The sequence below is a fragment of the Martinezella sp. CNPSo 3890 genome (assembly GCF_057784455.1).
In genome coordinates this window covers 197,404-212,914 of sequence record NZ_JBXSOR010000001.1, presented here as the reverse complement: position 1 = coordinate 212,914, position 15,511 = coordinate 197,404, and the positions used below count along the sequence as shown (strand labels likewise).

Here is a 15,511-nt window from a genome sequence, read left to right as displayed (position 1 = left end):
ATGAATCGCATCGTTCCATTGATCCTCGCCGTAGCCCTTTTCATGGAACAGATGGATTCCACCGTCATCGCGACAGCGCTGCCGGCCATCGCCAATGATCTGCATGTCGGCCCGATCACGCTAAAGCTGGCGCTGACCTCCTACATGGTATCGCTGGCCGTCTTCATCCCAATCAGCGGCTGGATGGCGGATCGCTTTGGCGCGAAGAACATTTTCCGCGTGGCCATCTGTGTCTTCGTTATCGGCTCCATCATGTGCGCCTTCTCGGGCGGCCTCGTGGAATTCGTCTTCGCCCGCTTCCTGCAGGGCGTCGGCGGCTCGATGATGACGCCGGTCGGGCGCCTTGTGCTGGTGCGCACCACGCAGAAGAGCGATCTCGTTTCGGCGATGGCGCTGCTCTCCATTCCCGCGCTCGTAGGCCCGCTTGCCGGTCCTCCGCTCGGCGGCTTCATCACCACCTACGCTTCCTGGCACTGGATCTTCCTGATCAACGTGCCCGTCGGCATCCTCGGCGTGATCTTGGCGTCAATCTTCCTGCCCGATGTGGAAGCGACAATGCCGCCGAAGCTCGATGTCATCGGTTTCCTGCTGACCTCTTTCGCCGCATCCGGCATAGTCTTCGGCATGTCCGTCATCAGCCTGCCGGCTCTACCGCCCTATATCGGCATCTCCGCCGTCGTCATCGGCTTCGTCTGCGGCTTTCTCTATATCGGCCATGCGCGCCGTCACCCGGCCCCGATCCTCGATCTCACGCTGCTGAAGAACGCCACCTTCCGCGCCTCGGTCACCGGCGGCACGCTGTTTCGCATCTGCATCGGCGCCATGCCCTTCCTGACACCCTTGATGCTGCAGCTCGGCTTCGGCCTCAATCCATTCCAGTCCGGCCTCATCACCTTTGCCGGTGCCATCGGCGCGATCTCGACGAAATTCATCGCCCGCCGGGTCTTTACCGCCGTCGGCTTCAAGACAGCGCTGCTTTCGGCCGCGGCCATCACCACCCTGACGACGATCTGCACCGGCTTCTTCCAGCCCTGGACGCCACACCTCATCATTGTCGGCATCCTGCTGATTGGCGGCTTCTCGCGCTCCTTCTTCTTCACCGGCATCAATGCGCTCGCCTTCGCCGATATCAACGACAAGCAGGCAAGCCAGGCGACATCGATGAGCTCCGTCATGCAGCAGATCAGCCTGGCGCTCGGTGTCGCCGTCGCCGCCATGATCCTGGAAACCTCGACCTTCTTCAGCGGAACGGAACTGCAGGTCCGCGATTTCCATATCGCCTTCTTCTGCATCTCGGTTCTGACCGTACTTGCGACCATCCCCTTCATCCGGATGGATCGCAGTGCCGGTGCCATGGTCTCCGGCCATAAGGCCGGTCTCAAGCGCGTCGCCGCCCTTCAGCCGCAGGTGCAGCAGCCGGCCGCAAAATGACAACACGATCCCTACGCTTGGGCAACGCCGTAGCGTAATCGAGATCTCGCCGATTCATGGATCGAGAGCCGCCGAACTTAACGCACGGCGGCGGCTTCCGCCTCTTCTGTCTCGCCTTCCGGCTTCCGGCCCTTGAAGCCCTTCGCCAGCAGGAACATTTCCACCGACTCGGCTCTGGATGCGCCGGGCTTCACATGGATGACCTGACGGAAATTCTGCTTCAGGAAGGTCAAGAGGTCACGCTCGGTACCCCCCTGGAAGGTCTTGGCAAGGAAATGGCCACCTTCGGCCAGCACCTCGACGGCGAAATGCGCAGCCACTTCGCAAAGATGCATCGTGCGCAGATGGTCGGTGCGGTGATGGCCCGTCGTCGGCGCCGCCATATCGGATATCACGAGATCCGGCGTGCCGCCGACGGCATCGATCAGCCGCTGCGGCGCTGTCGGATCGAGGAAATCGAGCTGCAGGATACTGACGCCGGGTATCGGCGCCATTTCGAGGAAATCGATGGCGGCGACGCGGATATCCTCCTCCGTCGAGTCGGTCACCTTGGCGGCGATCTGTGACCAGCTGCCCGGAGCGGCACCCAGATCGATGATGCGTCGCGCGCCCTTGAGGATCTGATGCTTCTCGTCGATCTCCAGGAGCTTGAAAGCGGCGCGGGCGCGATACCCTTCCAGCTGGGCGCGCTGCACATAGGGATCGTTGATATGGCGTTGCAGCCACTGCCGCGACGAGGCCTTCAGCTTCTTTTTCTTGACGCGCTGGCCGAGCTTGCGGCCCGTGCGGTTGCCGGCGATGGTTGGCTTGGTCACGTCTGCGGCCCCTTCATATCCCTCGGTCGATGACCCCGGCGCGAGCGGCCTCGCCGCCAAACGCCGTCGTCTGCCATCATGTCGGTCAGCAGTCCCTCGCGCAGGCCGCGATCAGCAACGCGCATGCGCGGGCTCGGCCAGCGGCGGCGGATCGCCTCTAGAATGGCGCAACCCGCCAGTACCAGATCGGCACGATCCGGCCCGATGCAGGGATTGGCGGCGCGGCCGGCAAAATCCCAGGACAGGAGCTTCGCCTGCATCGCACTCACTTCATCATCCGACAGCCAGACGCCATCGACCCGGCGCCGATCGTAGCGCGGCAGATCAAGATGGACGCCTGCAAGCGTTGTCACCGTGCCTGAAGTCCCGATCAAGTGGAAGTCGCCGCTGTCACGCGCGGCGCCATGAACCGGCGGGCAATCGAAACGCTCGAGCATGCGCTGAACCTCACATACCATCGTCTCGAACAGCTCCGGCGTTACATCGCGACCGCCATGCCGCTCGGAGAGCGTGACGACACCGACGGGCAGCGAGGTCCAATGGGTGATGTGATTGGCCAGGCGGCTGGAGCGATTCTCGCCGATGCGGATGACGGCAATTTCCGAAGAGCCGCCGCCAATATCGAACAGCACGACCGAGCGCGCTTCCGGCCCCACAAGAGACGAGCAACCGGAAACGGCAAGCCGTGCCTCGGTTTCGCGGTCGATGATTTCGAGCCGCAATCCCGTCTCTTCGGTCACCCTTGCTAGAAACGCTTCGCCGTTGTCAGCGGCGCGGCAGGCCTCGGTCGCGATCAGCCGCATGCGCCGGATCTCGCGGGTCTTCAGCTTGGCCGCGCAGATGCGCAGCGCTTCCACGGCGCGGTCCATGGCATCGCTGGAGAGGCGGCCACTGGCGCCGAGCCCTTCGCCAAGACGCACGATGCGGGAAAATGCATCAACCACTCGGAACTGACCCGGACGTGTCGGCTGCGCGATCAGCAGACGGCAATTGTTGGTGCCGAGATCGAGAGCGGCATAGAGATCGAGCGGACGGGAATCAGCCTCGGCATAATGGTGCTGCCCCTGGCCTTCACGTCGCGGCTGAGGCTGCCGGTTCTGACGGTGATCGTCGTGGGTCGGAGCGTGGACATTCGCCTGCGTATTCGCTGGAGCGACGATCTGCGCCGTCTTCTCATGCACGAGAGGCCGACCCTGCAGGCCGCGCTTGCTGCGATGCTTGCGCCGATTCTTGCCGCTCTTATGCGAGGAGGGATGGCCATGCTCAGGCGAAGCGCGATGCTCCGCCTGTGATGAAAACTGCTGTGTTGACGAAGAAGGCTGCGCGCCACCCTGGGCTGCGCCGCGTGCACGGCGGCGGCGCTTGCGCTTTCTAGCCGGCGAGCCGGCCTCATCCTCTGCTGGGCGCTGCGCCACCTGGCTGGACTTACCTGCCTGGCTAGCCTCCGCAGAATGAGCGTTCGGGCGGCCATGACCGCGCTTACGCTTCGCGCGCCGGGAGGATTTACCCTTCCTGCGCTCTGCTGCCGGCGCCCCGTCTGCCTGCGGCGCTGGGCCGCTTTCGGGGTCACTCACGTATCTTTTCCACCGCACCGCGCAAGGCCTTGAGGGCATGCTGCTGGCGCTCGTTCGATTTTCGTTGGGCAAAGAATACCAGCAGGATGGGTTTTCGCCAAATTCTTTTTGAATCACGCCATTTTAGTCGCGCCGGAAACAGCCCTCAGGCGATGAGGTGCGCCCTGACATCAGCCGCAAGTTGCTGCATCCGGTCGATCGGCGCGTGACCGATCAGCATGAAGGCGTGTGTGGCGCTCGACCAATAGACGACATTCATGCCGCGACGATTTTCCATATCCGGCGCGGCCATACCCCTGGTGGACCGAACGATGCACAGTGCCATCGGGCCGCTTTCCGGATCGAGATAGGCGATCTGGGCGAGTGGCTTGCTGTCATAATTCAGGATCTGAGCACGCTTGAACTCTATGCCCGGCATGGCAATCGCTTCGGGCGCCAGCGGCAGATCCAACTTGGCACTGACCTCATTCAACTGCGCGACCTGCTGCGCATGGTCTCCGGCCGGAGCACTCAGCGTATCCGCCGTATAGAGCGAAAGATATTCCGCCACGACGGCACGCCATTCGGCATCCTCGTCCGGCTTCGAAAGCTTACGGCCGACGCCGATCACCGCGCGGTCGATGGCGATGGCGGCTACGAAACTCGCGGCCATTGCGGCCAGGAAACCACGGCGGCCAATGCCAGCGGCGCGGACCTTGCTTTCCTTTGACGAGGGAATGGCGGCAAGCATGGCATCCAGCTTCGCAGCCGGCGCCTCGGCGAGCATCGGCTGAAACGCTTCAGAAAAGGGCAGCGTGCTGCGCGACAAAAAATCGAAACGCTCCGCCACGTGCTCGTCGCTGGCGATTAGCCCCTCGATCCTATCGCGGTCGGCAGCATCCAGCTCGCCATCGATGAAGGCGGTGAGCTGTTCGTCCGTAACCGTCTGTCCTTTGTTCAATTCACTCATTTCCATTCCCCAGTCGCCCACCTCCGGACGCTTTTCCGTCAGCCGCCACCCCCATGCCATCAGCGAGCTTCGCCCGCGCTGCCGCCAACCGGCTCATGACGGTTCCGATCGGCACATCGAGAATTTCGGCCACTTCGCGATAGGAAAGCCCCTCGACATAGGCCAGGAACACGGCAGTGCGCTGCGCTTCCGGCAATGCCTGCACGCGCTGCAAGACCTGCCCGGCGAGAACACGTGTTTCGGTTTCCTGTGCGCCGTCAAATACCAGCGTCTCATCGGCATCGACGAAGCCCTGCCCCATACGCACCCGGCGCGAACGGACCTCGTTCAGCCAGATCGAGTGGAGAATGGCAAACAGCCAGCGGTCGAGCCTCGTGCCGGCGGTGAACTGCGCCGCCCGCTCCAAAGCTCTGACGCAGGTCGCCTGCACAAGATCGTCGGCCACGTCGCGCTGGCGCGACAGCACCACGCCATAGCGCCACAGCCGCGTCAGGTGCTGGGACAGGCCTGCCCTGATATCCTCTTCGCTCGCTATGACATCCTCCGCGGCATTCGCAGGTCCGGAAACCGCCGACCTTTTCGGCGGCTCCGTTGCTGTCAGACTATAAGCAGAAATAGCACCACGAGCGACCGGCATCACTCCCATATCTCTCGCAAAGCTCCCTGCTTGCCGTCTTTATCACTGACCTGGACCTGCGATCACAGGCTGGACGGATTCATGATCGCGGCGTGGAGATCGCGATACTCCTCGCAGCTCGTATTGCCGCAGAGCGTCTTGATCGTGTTCAGCTGATCCTTGGCGAGGTCCATCTGACCCTTGATGACGTAGGCTTCGCCGAGATATTCACGAACCAGCGTGTACTTCGGATCCATGGCGACGGACTTCTGGTAATAGGAAATGCCTTCGTCCGTGCGGCCGAGCTTGCGGGTAACATAGCCGCGATAATTCAGCGCTTCCGCCGTATTGGGGTTCTTCATCGTGTCGAGAACCGCCAGGGCTTCCTCGTAGCGATGATCCTTCTTGGCGAGCGAATAGGCGTAGTCGGCGCGGTTTTCGTCGGTGACATTGGCGCTCTGCTGCTTGACGCACTTCTTCGCCTTCTGATCGTAGATCTCGCCCTTCTTGCAGGTCGGCGTCGTGCTGGAATCGTCGCCGGCGGCGAAGACGGGAACGGCGAAAGCGCCGACGGTCAGGCCTGCACCGAGGGCGATGGAAGCCAGGCGAAATGCTTTGGTCGTCATGGAATGTCTCCTTGGCAAAATGAACGTTGCGAGGGGAGAACACACCGTCTGCATATTTTATTCGAACGACTCGAGAATTTTTTCGACGCATCCTATGTCGAGACGCCGTCACTCTTTCGTGACTGCTCCGGCATCGAATAGACCACCTCTATCGCGTGTTTCAGCCGACATGCCCCTCAAGGGCACAGGAGACACTCGTGACCGATACCGTCAAACTTCTAGGCCTTGCCGTCGCAACGCCCGACAACATCATCCTCCAGACCGACGCTGCCGAGACGGCGGGCCGTCTGTTCTCGGACCGTTTTCAGGATTTCAAGTATCTCGCGCGCGTGTTCGAGAGCACCGGCATTCGCAAGCGCCATGTGGCGCGGCCCCTTTCCTGGTTCGAAGAGCCGCATGGCTGGCAGGATCGCATGGCTGCCTATACGGAGGTGGCCTCCGAGCTTTTCCGCCGCTCCGCAACAGCAGCGCTACAGCGGGCCGGTCTCGAGGCCAGAAAGGTCGACTGCATCGTCACGGCCTCGTCCACAGGGCTTGCGACGCCGAGCCTCGAGGCACGGCTTGCGAGCGAGATGGGCTTCCGCCTGGATATCGAGCGCGTGCCGATCTTCGGGCTCGGCTGTGCTGCCGGCGTATCGGGCCTTGCCGTTGCGACGAAGATGGCAAGAAGCCGGCCGGGCGCCGTCGTGCTCTTCGTCGCGATCGAGCTCTGCTCGCTCGCCTTCCGCCTAGACGAACTGACACGGCCCAACATTATAGCCACCGCGCTGTTCGGCGATGGAGCAGCAGCCTGTGTGCTGCGAGCCGGCGAAGGCGGCATTGCGGAAATCGAAGCGACAGGCGAACATCTTTTCCCCGACAGCCTCGGCATCATGGGCTGGAAGATCGACGATACCGGTTTTGGCATCATCCTCGAACAATCACTGCCGGTCTTCGCCGAAACGCATCTGAGGCGCGCGGTTGCCGGGATTCTGGAGCGATTCAGGCTTTTGATCTCCGATGTCGACCGCTTCATTTGCCATCCCGGCGGCGCCAAGGTGCTGTCGGCCCTTGAGAAGTCGCTCGGCCTTGAAGAAGGTTCGCTCGATATCGAGCGCGAGGTGATCGGCGACTATGGCAACATGTCCTCTCCCACCGTGCTGTTCGTGCTGGAGCGGGTGATTGCGGCCGGATTGCCGGAGCGTTCCGCCCTACTCGCCATGGGGCCGGGATTTTCGGCAAGCTGCATTACCCTGAGGAGGGTTGCGTGATGCTGTGGCCATCGATCGCGCTTCTGACCTTCGTGACGCTGCAGCGGCTGGCAGAGCTCGTCTATGCCAGGCACAATACCGCGGCGCTCCTTGCCCGCGGCGCTCGGGAACATGCGCCGGAGCATTATCCCTTCATGGTGGCGATGCATACGGCATGGCTGATAGGATTGTGGTTGCTCGCCATCGGCCGGTCGGTCGATCCCGCCTGGTTTGTGCTCTTCATGGTGCTGCAGGGACTGCGTCTCTGGGTGCTGGTGACACTCAAGGATCGTTGGACGACACGCATCATCATCCTGCCCCGCGCGGCGCTGGTGACCAAAGGACCCTATCGCTTCCTCAGCCATCCGAACTATGCCGTTGTCGTCGGCGAGATCGCCGTCTTGCCGCTCGCTTTCGGCATGCCGCTTTATGCCGCGATCTTTTCTCTGCTCAACGGCATCATTCTTGCGATCCGCATCCGCGCCGAAAACGCCTGCCTGCGACAGACTGCAAGCTGATCCGCATTTTTCAATTGCGCCACTGAAATTTGGCAGGCATTTTCGATGCTTAGAGCGCGGTCAGGCAATGCGGAGCGACCGGGCAGCAATGCAATGAGCATGCGGATAGCAGGGTGAGATGACAAAGGACGCAATCGTTCTCGGTGCTGGTATCGTCGGGGTTTCGACGGCAATCCATCTGCAGCGGCGGGGACGGCAAGTCGTCCTCGTCGATCGCCAGCCACCGGGTCAGGGAACGTCCTTCGGCAATGCCGGCCTCATCCAGCGCGAGGGCGTGGTGCCCTATGGCTTTCCGCAGCAATTCGGCCTGCTGCTGCGCTATGCCTTCAATAACCGCATCGACGCGCATTACCATCTGCGCGCGCTGCCGGCGCAGATCGCCTTTCTTGCCCGCTATTGGTGGAACTCCAATACCAAGCGTCACGAGATGATTTCACGCGCCTATGCGCCGCTCATCGAACATTCCGTCAGCGAACACAACGATCTCATCCAAGCCTCGCATGCCGAGGAGCTCATTCGCAAGAACGGCTGGGTGGAACTGTTCCGTTCGAACGAAAAGCGGGACGCGGAATTTGCCGAGGCGGAGCGCCTCAGCCGCGAATTCGGCATCGGCTATGACGCGCTGAACAGCGCAGAGATCGCAAGTGCCGAGCCGCATCTGAGAGGCAGCTTTGCCGGAGCACTTCGCTGGCGCGATCCCTGGTCGGTGCTGGACCCGCACGGTTTGACAGCCGCCTATCGGCGATATTTCGAAAGCATTGGCGGCCTTGTGACGACCGGGGATGCCGTCTCGCTCGGCATGGCAGGTTCGGCGTGGAGAATGGTGACGGCGGAGGGATCGATCGAGGCGGAGGATGTTGTCGTCGCACTCGGCCCCTGGGCCGATATCGTCACGAAACGCTTCGGCTATGCTTTCCCGCTCGGCGTCAAGCGCGGCTACCACATGCATTACGCCGCCGAGGGCAATGCCATTCTCAACAACTGGATGCTGGATGCCGAGCGTGGCTATCTGCTGGCGCCGATGAGCCGGGGCATCCGGCTGACGACCGGCGCCGAATTCGCCCTGCGCGATGCACCGAAGACCCCGGTGCAGCTCGATCGCGCGGAGGCCGTCGCGCGCACCACCTTTCCGCTCGGCGAACGGCTCGATCCGGAACCCTGGATGGGCGCGCGCCCCTGCACGCCCGACATGATGCCGATCATCGGCAAGGCCCCGCGCCATAACGGCCTTTGGTTCGCCTTCGGGCATGCCCATCACGGGCTGACGCTCGGGCCGGTGACAGGCCGCGTGCTCGCCGAACTTATCACCGGCGAGACGCCGTTCATCGATATTTCGGCTTATGCTCCTAGCCGGTTTGCGCCCTGAGCTTTTGATTTAGAGAATAGCCTTGAGACTTTTGACAGAGGCATCGACGATCTCCCGGATCGTGGCGTCGATGTCGACGGTGACGACGCCGGGCTCGCCGGTCGGCACTTCCAAAGTCTGCAGCTGGCTTTCGAGCAGTGACGCCGGCATGAAATGCCCCTTGCGCTCGCCCATGCGCTTCGTCAGCAGCTCCTTCGAGCCTTCGAGATAGATGAAATAGAGATGGCCGCCGGCAGACGCCCGCAGGCGTTCGCGATAGACACGCTTGAGCGCCGAGCAGGTAACGACAACTCCCTCGTTTTTCGCAATGCTTACCGATATTTCCTGACCGATCTTTTCGAGCCAGGGCCAACGATCCTCGTCCGTCAGGGGGATGCCCTTGCTCATCTTCTCGACATTGGCGGCCGGATGCAGAGCATCGCCTTCGATAAAATGGATGCCAAGCTTGGCCGCGACACCCTCACCGATTGAGGATTTGCCACTGCCGCTCACACCCATAACGATGATGGCAAGGGGAATGTCTTGATTATCGCGCATAAGGCCTGTCCGGAATGATTGACTTGAACGGGGCACGACCGGTCTCGCCAGCCGTGCCCGACTCACAACTTGGATCAATCCAGCGGAAAGAAACAGGAAAATTTATGCGTTCCCTCGCCCGCGAGTTCCGGTTCGACCTGCCGGCACTTGTCCTGGGCACGCCAGCAGCGCGGATTGAAGTGGCAGCCCTTCGGCGGATTGAGCGGCGACGGCAATTCGCCCTGAAGGCGGATGCGGTTCTTTTCGCGATCCGGATCGGCGATCGGCGTCGCCGACAGAAGGGCGGCCGTATAGGGATGGCGCGGCCGGGTGAAGACCTCTTCCGCCGTGCCGGTTTCCACCGGGCGTCCGAGATACATAACCATCACGTCGTCTGCGATGTGACGGACGACGGAAAGGCCATGCGAGATAAAGAGGTAGGCAAGGCCCATCTCTTTCTGCAGGTCCATCAGCAAGTTCAGCACCTGCGCCTGAATCGACAGATCGAGTGCGGACACCGGCTCATCGAGCACCAGCACCTTCGGCCGCAGCATCAGGGCGCGTGCGATGGCGATGCGCTGGCGCTGGCCGCCCGAGAACATATGCGGATAACGATCGTAGTGTTCCGGGCGCAGACCGACGCGCGCCATCATCTCCTCCACCTTGCGGCGGCGGGTCGCGGCATCATCATCCGTGTTGATCTTCAGTGGCTCTTCCAGGATGGAGCCGACCTTCTGACGCGGGTTCAGCGAGCCATAGGGGTTCTGGAACACGATCTGCACGGCGCTGCGCAGGCTGCGATCGCCGAGCCTGGCGGGCTTGCCGTCGATCAGCAATTCGCCGGCCGTCGGATTTTCGATCATCGTCACCAGACGGGCGAGCGTCGATTTACCGCAGCCGGATTCGCCGACGACAGCGAGCGTGCGGCCCGACTGCAGGCTGAAGCTGACGCCGTTCAGCGCCTTGACGGTTGCTTCCGGTTTGAAGGTGCCGCGCTTGACGGTGTAGAAACGGGCGAGATCGCGCCCTTCGAGAACAGCGCCGGTCATGCGGCACCTCCTGCTTTTTGCGTGGCGGCAATCCCGGGGTGGCCGAGCGGCTTGCCATGTTGCAGCGGATAATTGCATAGGGTTACGCCCAGTTCAGGCCCCTGACGCTTGACGCCCTTGTCGCATTCCGGCGTTGCAAAGGAGCAGCGCGGCGCAAAGAGACAGCCCCTGGGACGATCGTGCTGGCCGGGAACGACGCCGGCGATCGACGGCAGACGCTCGCCGACTTCGGCACGTTCCGGCAGAGCCGAAAGAAGGGCTGCCGTATAGGGATGATGCGGATCGCGGAACAGTTCCTTGACCGGCTGCTCCTCGACCTTCTGGCCGGCATATTGCACCTGGACGCGCTCCGCCGTTTCGGCGACGACGCCCATGTCATGGGTAATGAGCACGAGCGCCATGCCCTGCTCCCGCTGCAGGCGCACGAGCAGGTCGAGGATCTGCGCCTGGATCGTCACGTCGAGCGCGGTCGTGGGCTCATCGGCGATCAGAAGCTTCGGATTGCAGGCGAGTGCCATGGCGATCATGACGCGCTGGCTCATGCCACCAGACATCTGATGCGGAAAGTTCGACAGACGATCCTCGGGAGCTGGAATGCCGACGAGATTCAGCAGTTCGATCGAACGCTGGCGGCGCGCTTTACGGTCGAGGCCCATGTGGATGCGCAGTGTCTCGCCGAGCTGGAAGCCGACCGTGAAGCACGGATTGAGGCTCGACATGGGTTCCTGGAAGATCATTGCCATGTCCTTGCCGATGATCTTACGGCGCTGGCGCGAGGAAATGCCGCGCAGATCCTTGCCATCGAACATCATGCGGTCGGCGGTGATCTTCGCCGTCCAGGGCAGAAGGCCCATCATGGCAAGCATGGAGACGGATTTGCCGGAACCGGATTCGCCGACGATCGAGAGGATTTCTCCCTTGTCGCAGGTGAGCGAAACGCCATCGACCGCCCGGAACAGGCCGGACGAAGTCTGGAATTCAACGGATAGGTTTTCAATATCGAGGAGTGCCATTACGACCTCTTCAGCTTCGGGTCGAACGCATCGCGCAGGCCGTCGCCCATCAGGTTGATGGCGAGAACGGTAATCAGGATACAGAGACCGGGGAAAGTAACGAGCCAAGGGTTGCTCTGGAAGAATTCGCGCGAGTCGGCGAGCATCGTGCCCCATTCCGGCGTCGGCGGCTGGGCGCCTTGACCGAGAAAGCCGAGGGCTGCGGCATCGAGAATGGCGGCCGAAAAGGCAAGCGTCGCCTGCACGATCAGCGGACCGAGGCAATTCGGCAGGATCGTCTTGAACATCAGCCGCAGAGGACCGGCGCCGGCAACACGCGAGGCGATGACATATTCCTTGTCGCGCTCTGCCATGACGGAAGCGCGGGTCAGACGAACGAAATGCGGCTGGTTGACGATGGAGATCGCGATCATCGCATTGGTCAGGCCCGGTCCGAGGATTGCCACCAGCACCAGGGCAAGCAGCAATGACGGGATGGCAAGAATGATGTCCATGATGCGCATTATGATCGTATCGATGCGGCCACGGGCGTAGCCGGCGACAAGGCCGATCAAGATGCCGGCGATCGCCGAAAGCGAGGCAACGACGAGGCCGATAAACAGCGAGAAGCGCGTGCCGTAGATGAGGCGCGACAGGAGATCGCGACCATTGGCATCGGTGCCGAGCAGGAAACTGCTGTTGCTGCCCTCCGCCCAAGCTGGCGGCAGGCGCTGCATGTCGCTGCCGTAAGCGGCATCGGGATTGTGAGGCGCCACGACGCCGGCAAAGATTGCCAGACAAAGGACGAAGAGGAAGATCGCAAGGCCGATGACGGCGCCTTTGTTGCGAGAGAAATAATACCAGAACTCCGCAAGAGCGGAAGGACGGTCGGATTTGACACTAACCGTTTTGACGCTAACCGTGCTCATGGGGCCGCTCCTAGTGACGAATGCGTGGGTTGACGAAGCCGTAGAGCAGGTCGACAGCAAGATTGACGAGCATGACGATGCCAGCGATCAGCAACAGGCCACCCTGCACCACCGGATAGTCGCGCTTGAAGACGGCGTCGATCATCCATTTGCCGATACCGGGCCAGGAGAAGATGCTTTCCGTCAGGATGGCGCCGCCAAGCAGCACGCCGACCTGCAGGCCGATCGTAGTGACGACGGGGATCATCGCATTTCGCAACGCATGCACGGAAACGACGCGCAGTGGCGACAGGCCCTTGGAGCGCGCCGTGCGCACATAATCCTCGCCCAGCACTTCCAGCATGGCGGAGCGCGTCTGGCGCGCAATGACGGCGAGCGGAATGGTGCCGAGCACGATGGTCGGCAGGATCAGCGAATTCAAAGCGGACCAGAAGGCGCCCTTCTGACCGGACAGGAGGCTATCGATCAGCATGAAGCCGGTGATCGGCTTGAAGAAATAGATGAGGCCGATGCGGCCGGAAACCGGCGTCCAGTGCAGATAGCCGTTGAAGACGATGATCAGCAGCAGGCCCCACCAGAAGATCGGCATGGAATAGCCGACAAGAGCCACACCCATGACGCTTTGATCGAACCATGTGCCGCGCTTGACGGCGGCGAAAACGCCGGCCGGAATGCCAAGACAGATCGCAAGGATCATGGCGCAGATCGACAATTCGAGCGTTGCCGGGAAGAAAGTCAGGAAGTCGGTCAGCACATCGCGCTTGGTGGTGATCGAGGTACCGAGGTCGCCATGCAGGGCGTTCCAGATATATCGGCCGTACTGTACCACCATCGGCTGGTCGTAGCCGAGATCGTGGGAGATTTGCGCATGACGTTCCGGCGACATGACGCGTTCGCCCGACAGCAGCATGACGGGATCGCCGGGAAGCAGGCGGATGAAGGAGAAGGCGACGATCGATACGCCGAGAAATGTCGGGATCAGCACCGCTAGCCGGCTGAGAAGAAATCGCAACATGGCAGATGTCCAAATTTTTCCGGCGGTCAGACAGGGTGTCTGACCGCCGGGTCGCCCGGTCTTAGCCGGGCATTCTCACAGATTTTTCGTTATTCGGCGATATCGACGCCATCGAAGCGGTGAACGCCGACCGGATCCTGGAAGTAGCCGGAGACATTCTTCGTCATCGGGATGAACTCTTCCGAATGGTCGATGGTCATCCAGGGAGCTTCGCGCTTGAAGACGACCTGAGCCTGTTCGTAGAGCTTGGTGCGCTCCTTGACGTCGGCTGTCTGCTTGGCCTTCTTCACGAGATCGTCGAATTCCTTGTTGCACCACTGCGCGCGGTTGTTGCCGCCGACGGCATCGCAGCCGAGAAGCGTGTCAAGGAAGTTGTCCGGATCGCCGTTGTCACCCGTCCAACCGAGGATGGCCGCACCGTCGCGGTCCTTGGCGGAAGAGAGCTTCAGGTACTGAGCCCAGTCATAGGTGACGATCTCGACCTTGACGCCGATCTTGGCCAGGTCTGCCTGCATGAGTTCGGCAGCGCGGCGGGCGTTCAGCATGTACGGACGCGAAACCGGCATTGCCCAGATCTTCATGCTCAAATCCTTGACGCCAGCCTTTTCAAGCAGCTTCTTGGCTTCGTCCGGATTGTAGGCGTCGTCCTTCACGTCCTTGTTGTAGGACCACATGGTCGGCGGGATCGGGTTGGTCGCAACCTTGCCGGAACCCTGGAAGACGGCATCAACGATGGCCTGCTTGTTGACGGCCATGTTGATCGCCTTGCGAACTTCGACCTTGTCGAACGGCGCAACGAGCGTGTTGTAGGCGAGGTAGGAAACGTTCAGGCCGGCCTGTTCGAGAACCTTGAGGTTCTTGTCAGCCTTCAGATCCTTGATGTCGGCGGCGTTCGGGTAAGGCATGAGGTTGCATTCGCCGGACTTCAGCTTCTGCGCGCGGACGGATGCATCCGGCGTAATCGCGAAGACGAGATCGTCGATCTTCTCCTTGCCCTTGAAGTAGGTTTCGTTCGCCTTGTAGCGGATGACGGCATCCGGCTGGTAGGCGACGAAGGTGAACGCGCCGGTGCCGAGCGGCTGCTGGTTCATCTGCTCCATCTTCTTGTCGGCCTGCAGCTTGTCTGCATATTCCTTCGACAGGATCGAGGCGAAGTCCATGGCGAGGTCGGCGAGGAACGGAGCTTCCGGACGGTTCAGAACGAACTTGACGGTGAGGTCATCGACCTTGTCGATCGACTTGATGAGCTTGGGGAAGCCCATGCCGTCGGCATATTCATAGGAACCGCCGGCAACATACTTGGCCCACGGATTGTCCGTACCGAGCTGACGGCCGATCGAGAAGATGACGTCGTCGGCATTGAGGTCACGCGTCGGCGTGAAGAAATCGGTCGTCTGGAACTTCACGCCCTTGCGAAGCTTGAAGGTGTATTCCTTGCCGTCGGGGGAAACGGTCCAGCTTTCGGCGAGGCCGGGTTCGATCTCGGTGCTGCCGTGCTTGAATTCGACAAGACGGCTATAAACCGTGCGCGAGGAAGCATCAAATGTGGTGCCGGCGGTATAGATGCCGGGATCGAAACCTTCCGGCGAACCTTCCGAGCAATAGACAAGCGTTTTCGACCAGGCGGACGTCGCCATGACCGAAGCCAAGGCTGTCACTGCCAGCAGGACAGAAATCTTTTTCATGATATCGTTTCCCAGATTTGTTATTCTTTTGAAGCCGTGGACACCACCAGAGGTTCCCATCCGGATCGCGCCGATGGAACTTTATTTTAAGTTTGAAAGCAACAAGCGCCGCCTAAAATTTTTCCAATTTCTATAGTTTGGAAATTTTTGGGCGAAAAAACCTTTGAATTGGTAATTTTCTGGCAAAAAATTACGTGCTTT

The 15,511-nt window shown here is 61.2% G+C and carries 15 protein-coding genes; 4 read left to right on the top strand and 11 right to left on the bottom strand.

The window, feature by feature from the left end:
• Positions 1-1,431, top strand: a complete 1,431-nt coding sequence (locus AC13RC_RS01020; protein WP_113353804.1) for an MFS transporter — start codon at positions 1-3, stop codon at positions 1,429-1,431.
• Between the two features lie 77 nt (positions 1,432-1,508).
• Here the strand turns inward: AC13RC_RS01020 and AC13RC_RS01015 are convergent, their stop codons facing one another.
• The 5 genes from AC13RC_RS01015 to AC13RC_RS00995 all read right to left on the bottom strand — a co-directional run bounded on the left by AC13RC_RS01015 (position 1,509) and on the right by AC13RC_RS00995 (position 6,011).
• Positions 1,509-2,246: an RlmE family RNA methyltransferase gene (locus tag AC13RC_RS01015; RefSeq protein ID WP_145322554.1), complete on the bottom strand. Its 738-nt coding sequence runs from the start codon at positions 2,244-2,246 to the stop codon at positions 1,509-1,511.
• The gene (locus AC13RC_RS01010; RefSeq protein WP_488556233.1) at positions 2,243-3,820 is read right to left on the bottom strand and encodes a Ppx/GppA phosphatase family protein; all 1,578 of its coding nucleotides are present in this window, start codon (positions 3,818-3,820) and stop codon (positions 2,243-2,245) included. The genes AC13RC_RS01015 and AC13RC_RS01010 overlap by 4 nt, the downstream gene beginning before the upstream one ends.
• Positions 3,821-3,965: 145 nt before the next feature.
• Positions 3,966-4,769, bottom strand: coding sequence for an anti-sigma factor family protein (locus AC13RC_RS01005; protein WP_488556232.1), 804 nt, complete (start codon positions 4,767-4,769; stop codon positions 3,966-3,968).
• Positions 4,762-5,406, bottom strand: coding sequence for an RNA polymerase sigma factor (locus AC13RC_RS01000; protein ID WP_152093685.1), 645 nt, complete (start codon positions 5,404-5,406; stop codon positions 4,762-4,764). The genes AC13RC_RS01005 and AC13RC_RS01000 overlap by 8 nt, the downstream gene beginning before the upstream one ends.
• 62 nt (positions 5,407-5,468) lie before the next feature.
• Positions 5,469-6,011 carry a tetratricopeptide repeat protein gene (locus tag AC13RC_RS00995; RefSeq protein ID WP_152093686.1) on the bottom strand — a complete coding sequence of 181 codons (543 nt, stop codon included), beginning with the start codon at positions 6,009-6,011 and terminating at the stop codon, positions 5,469-5,471.
• Between the two features lie 197 nt (positions 6,012-6,208).
• Here AC13RC_RS00995 and AC13RC_RS00990 point away from each other — a divergent pair, with 197 nt between their 5' ends.
• The 3 genes from AC13RC_RS00990 to AC13RC_RS00980 all read left to right on the top strand — a co-directional run bounded on the left by AC13RC_RS00990 (position 6,209) and on the right by AC13RC_RS00980 (position 9,124).
• Entirely contained in the window at positions 6,209-7,261 is a 1,053-nt protein-coding gene (locus AC13RC_RS00990; protein ID WP_488556231.1) for a type III polyketide synthase, read from the top strand.
• Complete coding sequence (locus tag AC13RC_RS00985) at positions 7,261-7,758, top strand: isoprenylcysteine carboxyl methyltransferase family protein (RefSeq protein ID WP_488556230.1); 498 nt, start codon at positions 7,261-7,263, stop codon at positions 7,756-7,758. The genes AC13RC_RS00990 and AC13RC_RS00985 overlap by 1 nt, the downstream gene beginning before the upstream one ends.
• Positions 7,759-7,876: 118 nt before the next feature.
• Positions 7,877-9,124: an NAD(P)/FAD-dependent oxidoreductase gene (locus AC13RC_RS00980; protein WP_488556229.1), complete on the top strand. Its 1,248-nt coding sequence runs from the start codon at positions 7,877-7,879 to the stop codon at positions 9,122-9,124.
• A 9-nt stretch (positions 9,125-9,133) separates the two neighbouring features.
• Here the strand turns inward: AC13RC_RS00980 and AC13RC_RS00975 are convergent, their stop codons facing one another.
• The 6 genes from AC13RC_RS00975 to AC13RC_RS00950 form a co-directional block, all read right to left on the bottom strand.
• Positions 9,134-9,661, bottom strand: a complete 528-nt coding sequence (locus AC13RC_RS00975; protein WP_488556228.1) for a gluconokinase — start codon at positions 9,659-9,661, stop codon at positions 9,134-9,136.
• Positions 9,662-9,735: 74 nt separating this feature from the next.
• Complete coding sequence (locus AC13RC_RS00970; RefSeq protein ID WP_145322539.1) at positions 9,736-10,689, bottom strand: peptide ABC transporter ATP-binding protein; 954 nt, start codon at positions 10,687-10,689, stop codon at positions 9,736-9,738.
• Positions 10,686-11,702, bottom strand: coding sequence for an ABC transporter ATP-binding protein (locus AC13RC_RS00965; RefSeq protein WP_488556227.1), 1,017 nt, complete (start codon positions 11,700-11,702; stop codon positions 10,686-10,688). Before AC13RC_RS00965 ends, AC13RC_RS00970 begins: the two co-directional genes overlap by 4 nt.
• On the bottom strand, positions 11,702-12,610 hold the full coding sequence (locus tag AC13RC_RS00960; RefSeq protein WP_145322537.1) for an ABC transporter permease subunit: 909 nt from the start codon (positions 12,608-12,610) through the stop codon (positions 11,702-11,704). The genes AC13RC_RS00965 and AC13RC_RS00960 overlap by 1 nt, the downstream gene beginning before the upstream one ends.
• Before the next feature lie 10 nt (positions 12,611-12,620).
• A complete protein-coding gene (locus AC13RC_RS00955) occupies positions 12,621-13,625 on the bottom strand; it encodes an ABC transporter permease subunit (protein WP_113353798.1) in 1,005 nt (334 codons plus the stop codon).
• Between the two features lie 89 nt (positions 13,626-13,714).
• Positions 13,715-15,310, bottom strand: a complete 1,596-nt coding sequence (locus tag AC13RC_RS00950; protein WP_113330106.1) for an ABC transporter substrate-binding protein — start codon at positions 15,308-15,310, stop codon at positions 13,715-13,717.
• Positions 15,311-15,511 lie beyond the last annotated feature (201 nt).

What these genes read in the sequence shown, in the direction of transcription:
- AC13RC_RS00985 (WP_488556230.1), top strand. Translation starts at nt 7,261, where the DNA reads ATGCTGTGGCCATCGATCGCGCTTCTGACCTTCGTGACGCTGCAGCGG.
- AC13RC_RS00960 (WP_145322537.1), bottom strand. Translation starts at nt 12,610, where the DNA reads ATGAGCACGGTTAGCGTCAAAACGGTTAGTGTCAAATCCGACCGTCCT.
- AC13RC_RS00980 (WP_488556229.1), top strand. Translation starts at nt 7,877, where the DNA reads ATGACAAAGGACGCAATCGTTCTCGGTGCTGGTATCGTCGGGGTTTCG.
- AC13RC_RS01000 (WP_152093685.1), bottom strand. Translation starts at nt 5,406, where the DNA reads ATGCCGGTCGCTCGTGGTGCTATTTCTGCTTATAGTCTGACAGCAACG.
- AC13RC_RS01020 (WP_113353804.1), top strand. Translation starts at nt 1, where the DNA reads ATGAATCGCATCGTTCCATTGATCCTCGCCGTAGCCCTTTTCATGGAA.
- AC13RC_RS00950 (WP_113330106.1), bottom strand. Translation starts at nt 15,310, where the DNA reads ATGAAAAAGATTTCTGTCCTGCTGGCAGTGACAGCCTTGGCTTCGGTC.
- AC13RC_RS00995 (WP_152093686.1), bottom strand. Translation starts at nt 6,011, where the DNA reads ATGACGACCAAAGCATTTCGCCTGGCTTCCATCGCCCTCGGTGCAGGC.
- AC13RC_RS00970 (WP_145322539.1), bottom strand. Translation starts at nt 10,689, where the DNA reads ATGACCGGCGCTGTTCTCGAAGGGCGCGATCTCGCCCGTTTCTACACC.
- AC13RC_RS01005 (WP_488556232.1), bottom strand. Translation starts at nt 4,769, where the DNA reads ATGAGTGAATTGAACAAAGGACAGACGGTTACGGACGAACAGCTCACC.
- AC13RC_RS00965 (WP_488556227.1), bottom strand. Translation starts at nt 11,702, where the DNA reads ATGGCACTCCTCGATATTGAAAACCTATCCGTTGAATTCCAGACTTCG.
- AC13RC_RS00955 (WP_113353798.1), bottom strand. Translation starts at nt 13,625, where the DNA reads ATGTTGCGATTTCTTCTCAGCCGGCTAGCGGTGCTGATCCCGACATTT.
- AC13RC_RS00975 (WP_488556228.1), bottom strand. Translation starts at nt 9,661, where the DNA reads ATGCGCGATAATCAAGACATTCCCCTTGCCATCATCGTTATGGGTGTG.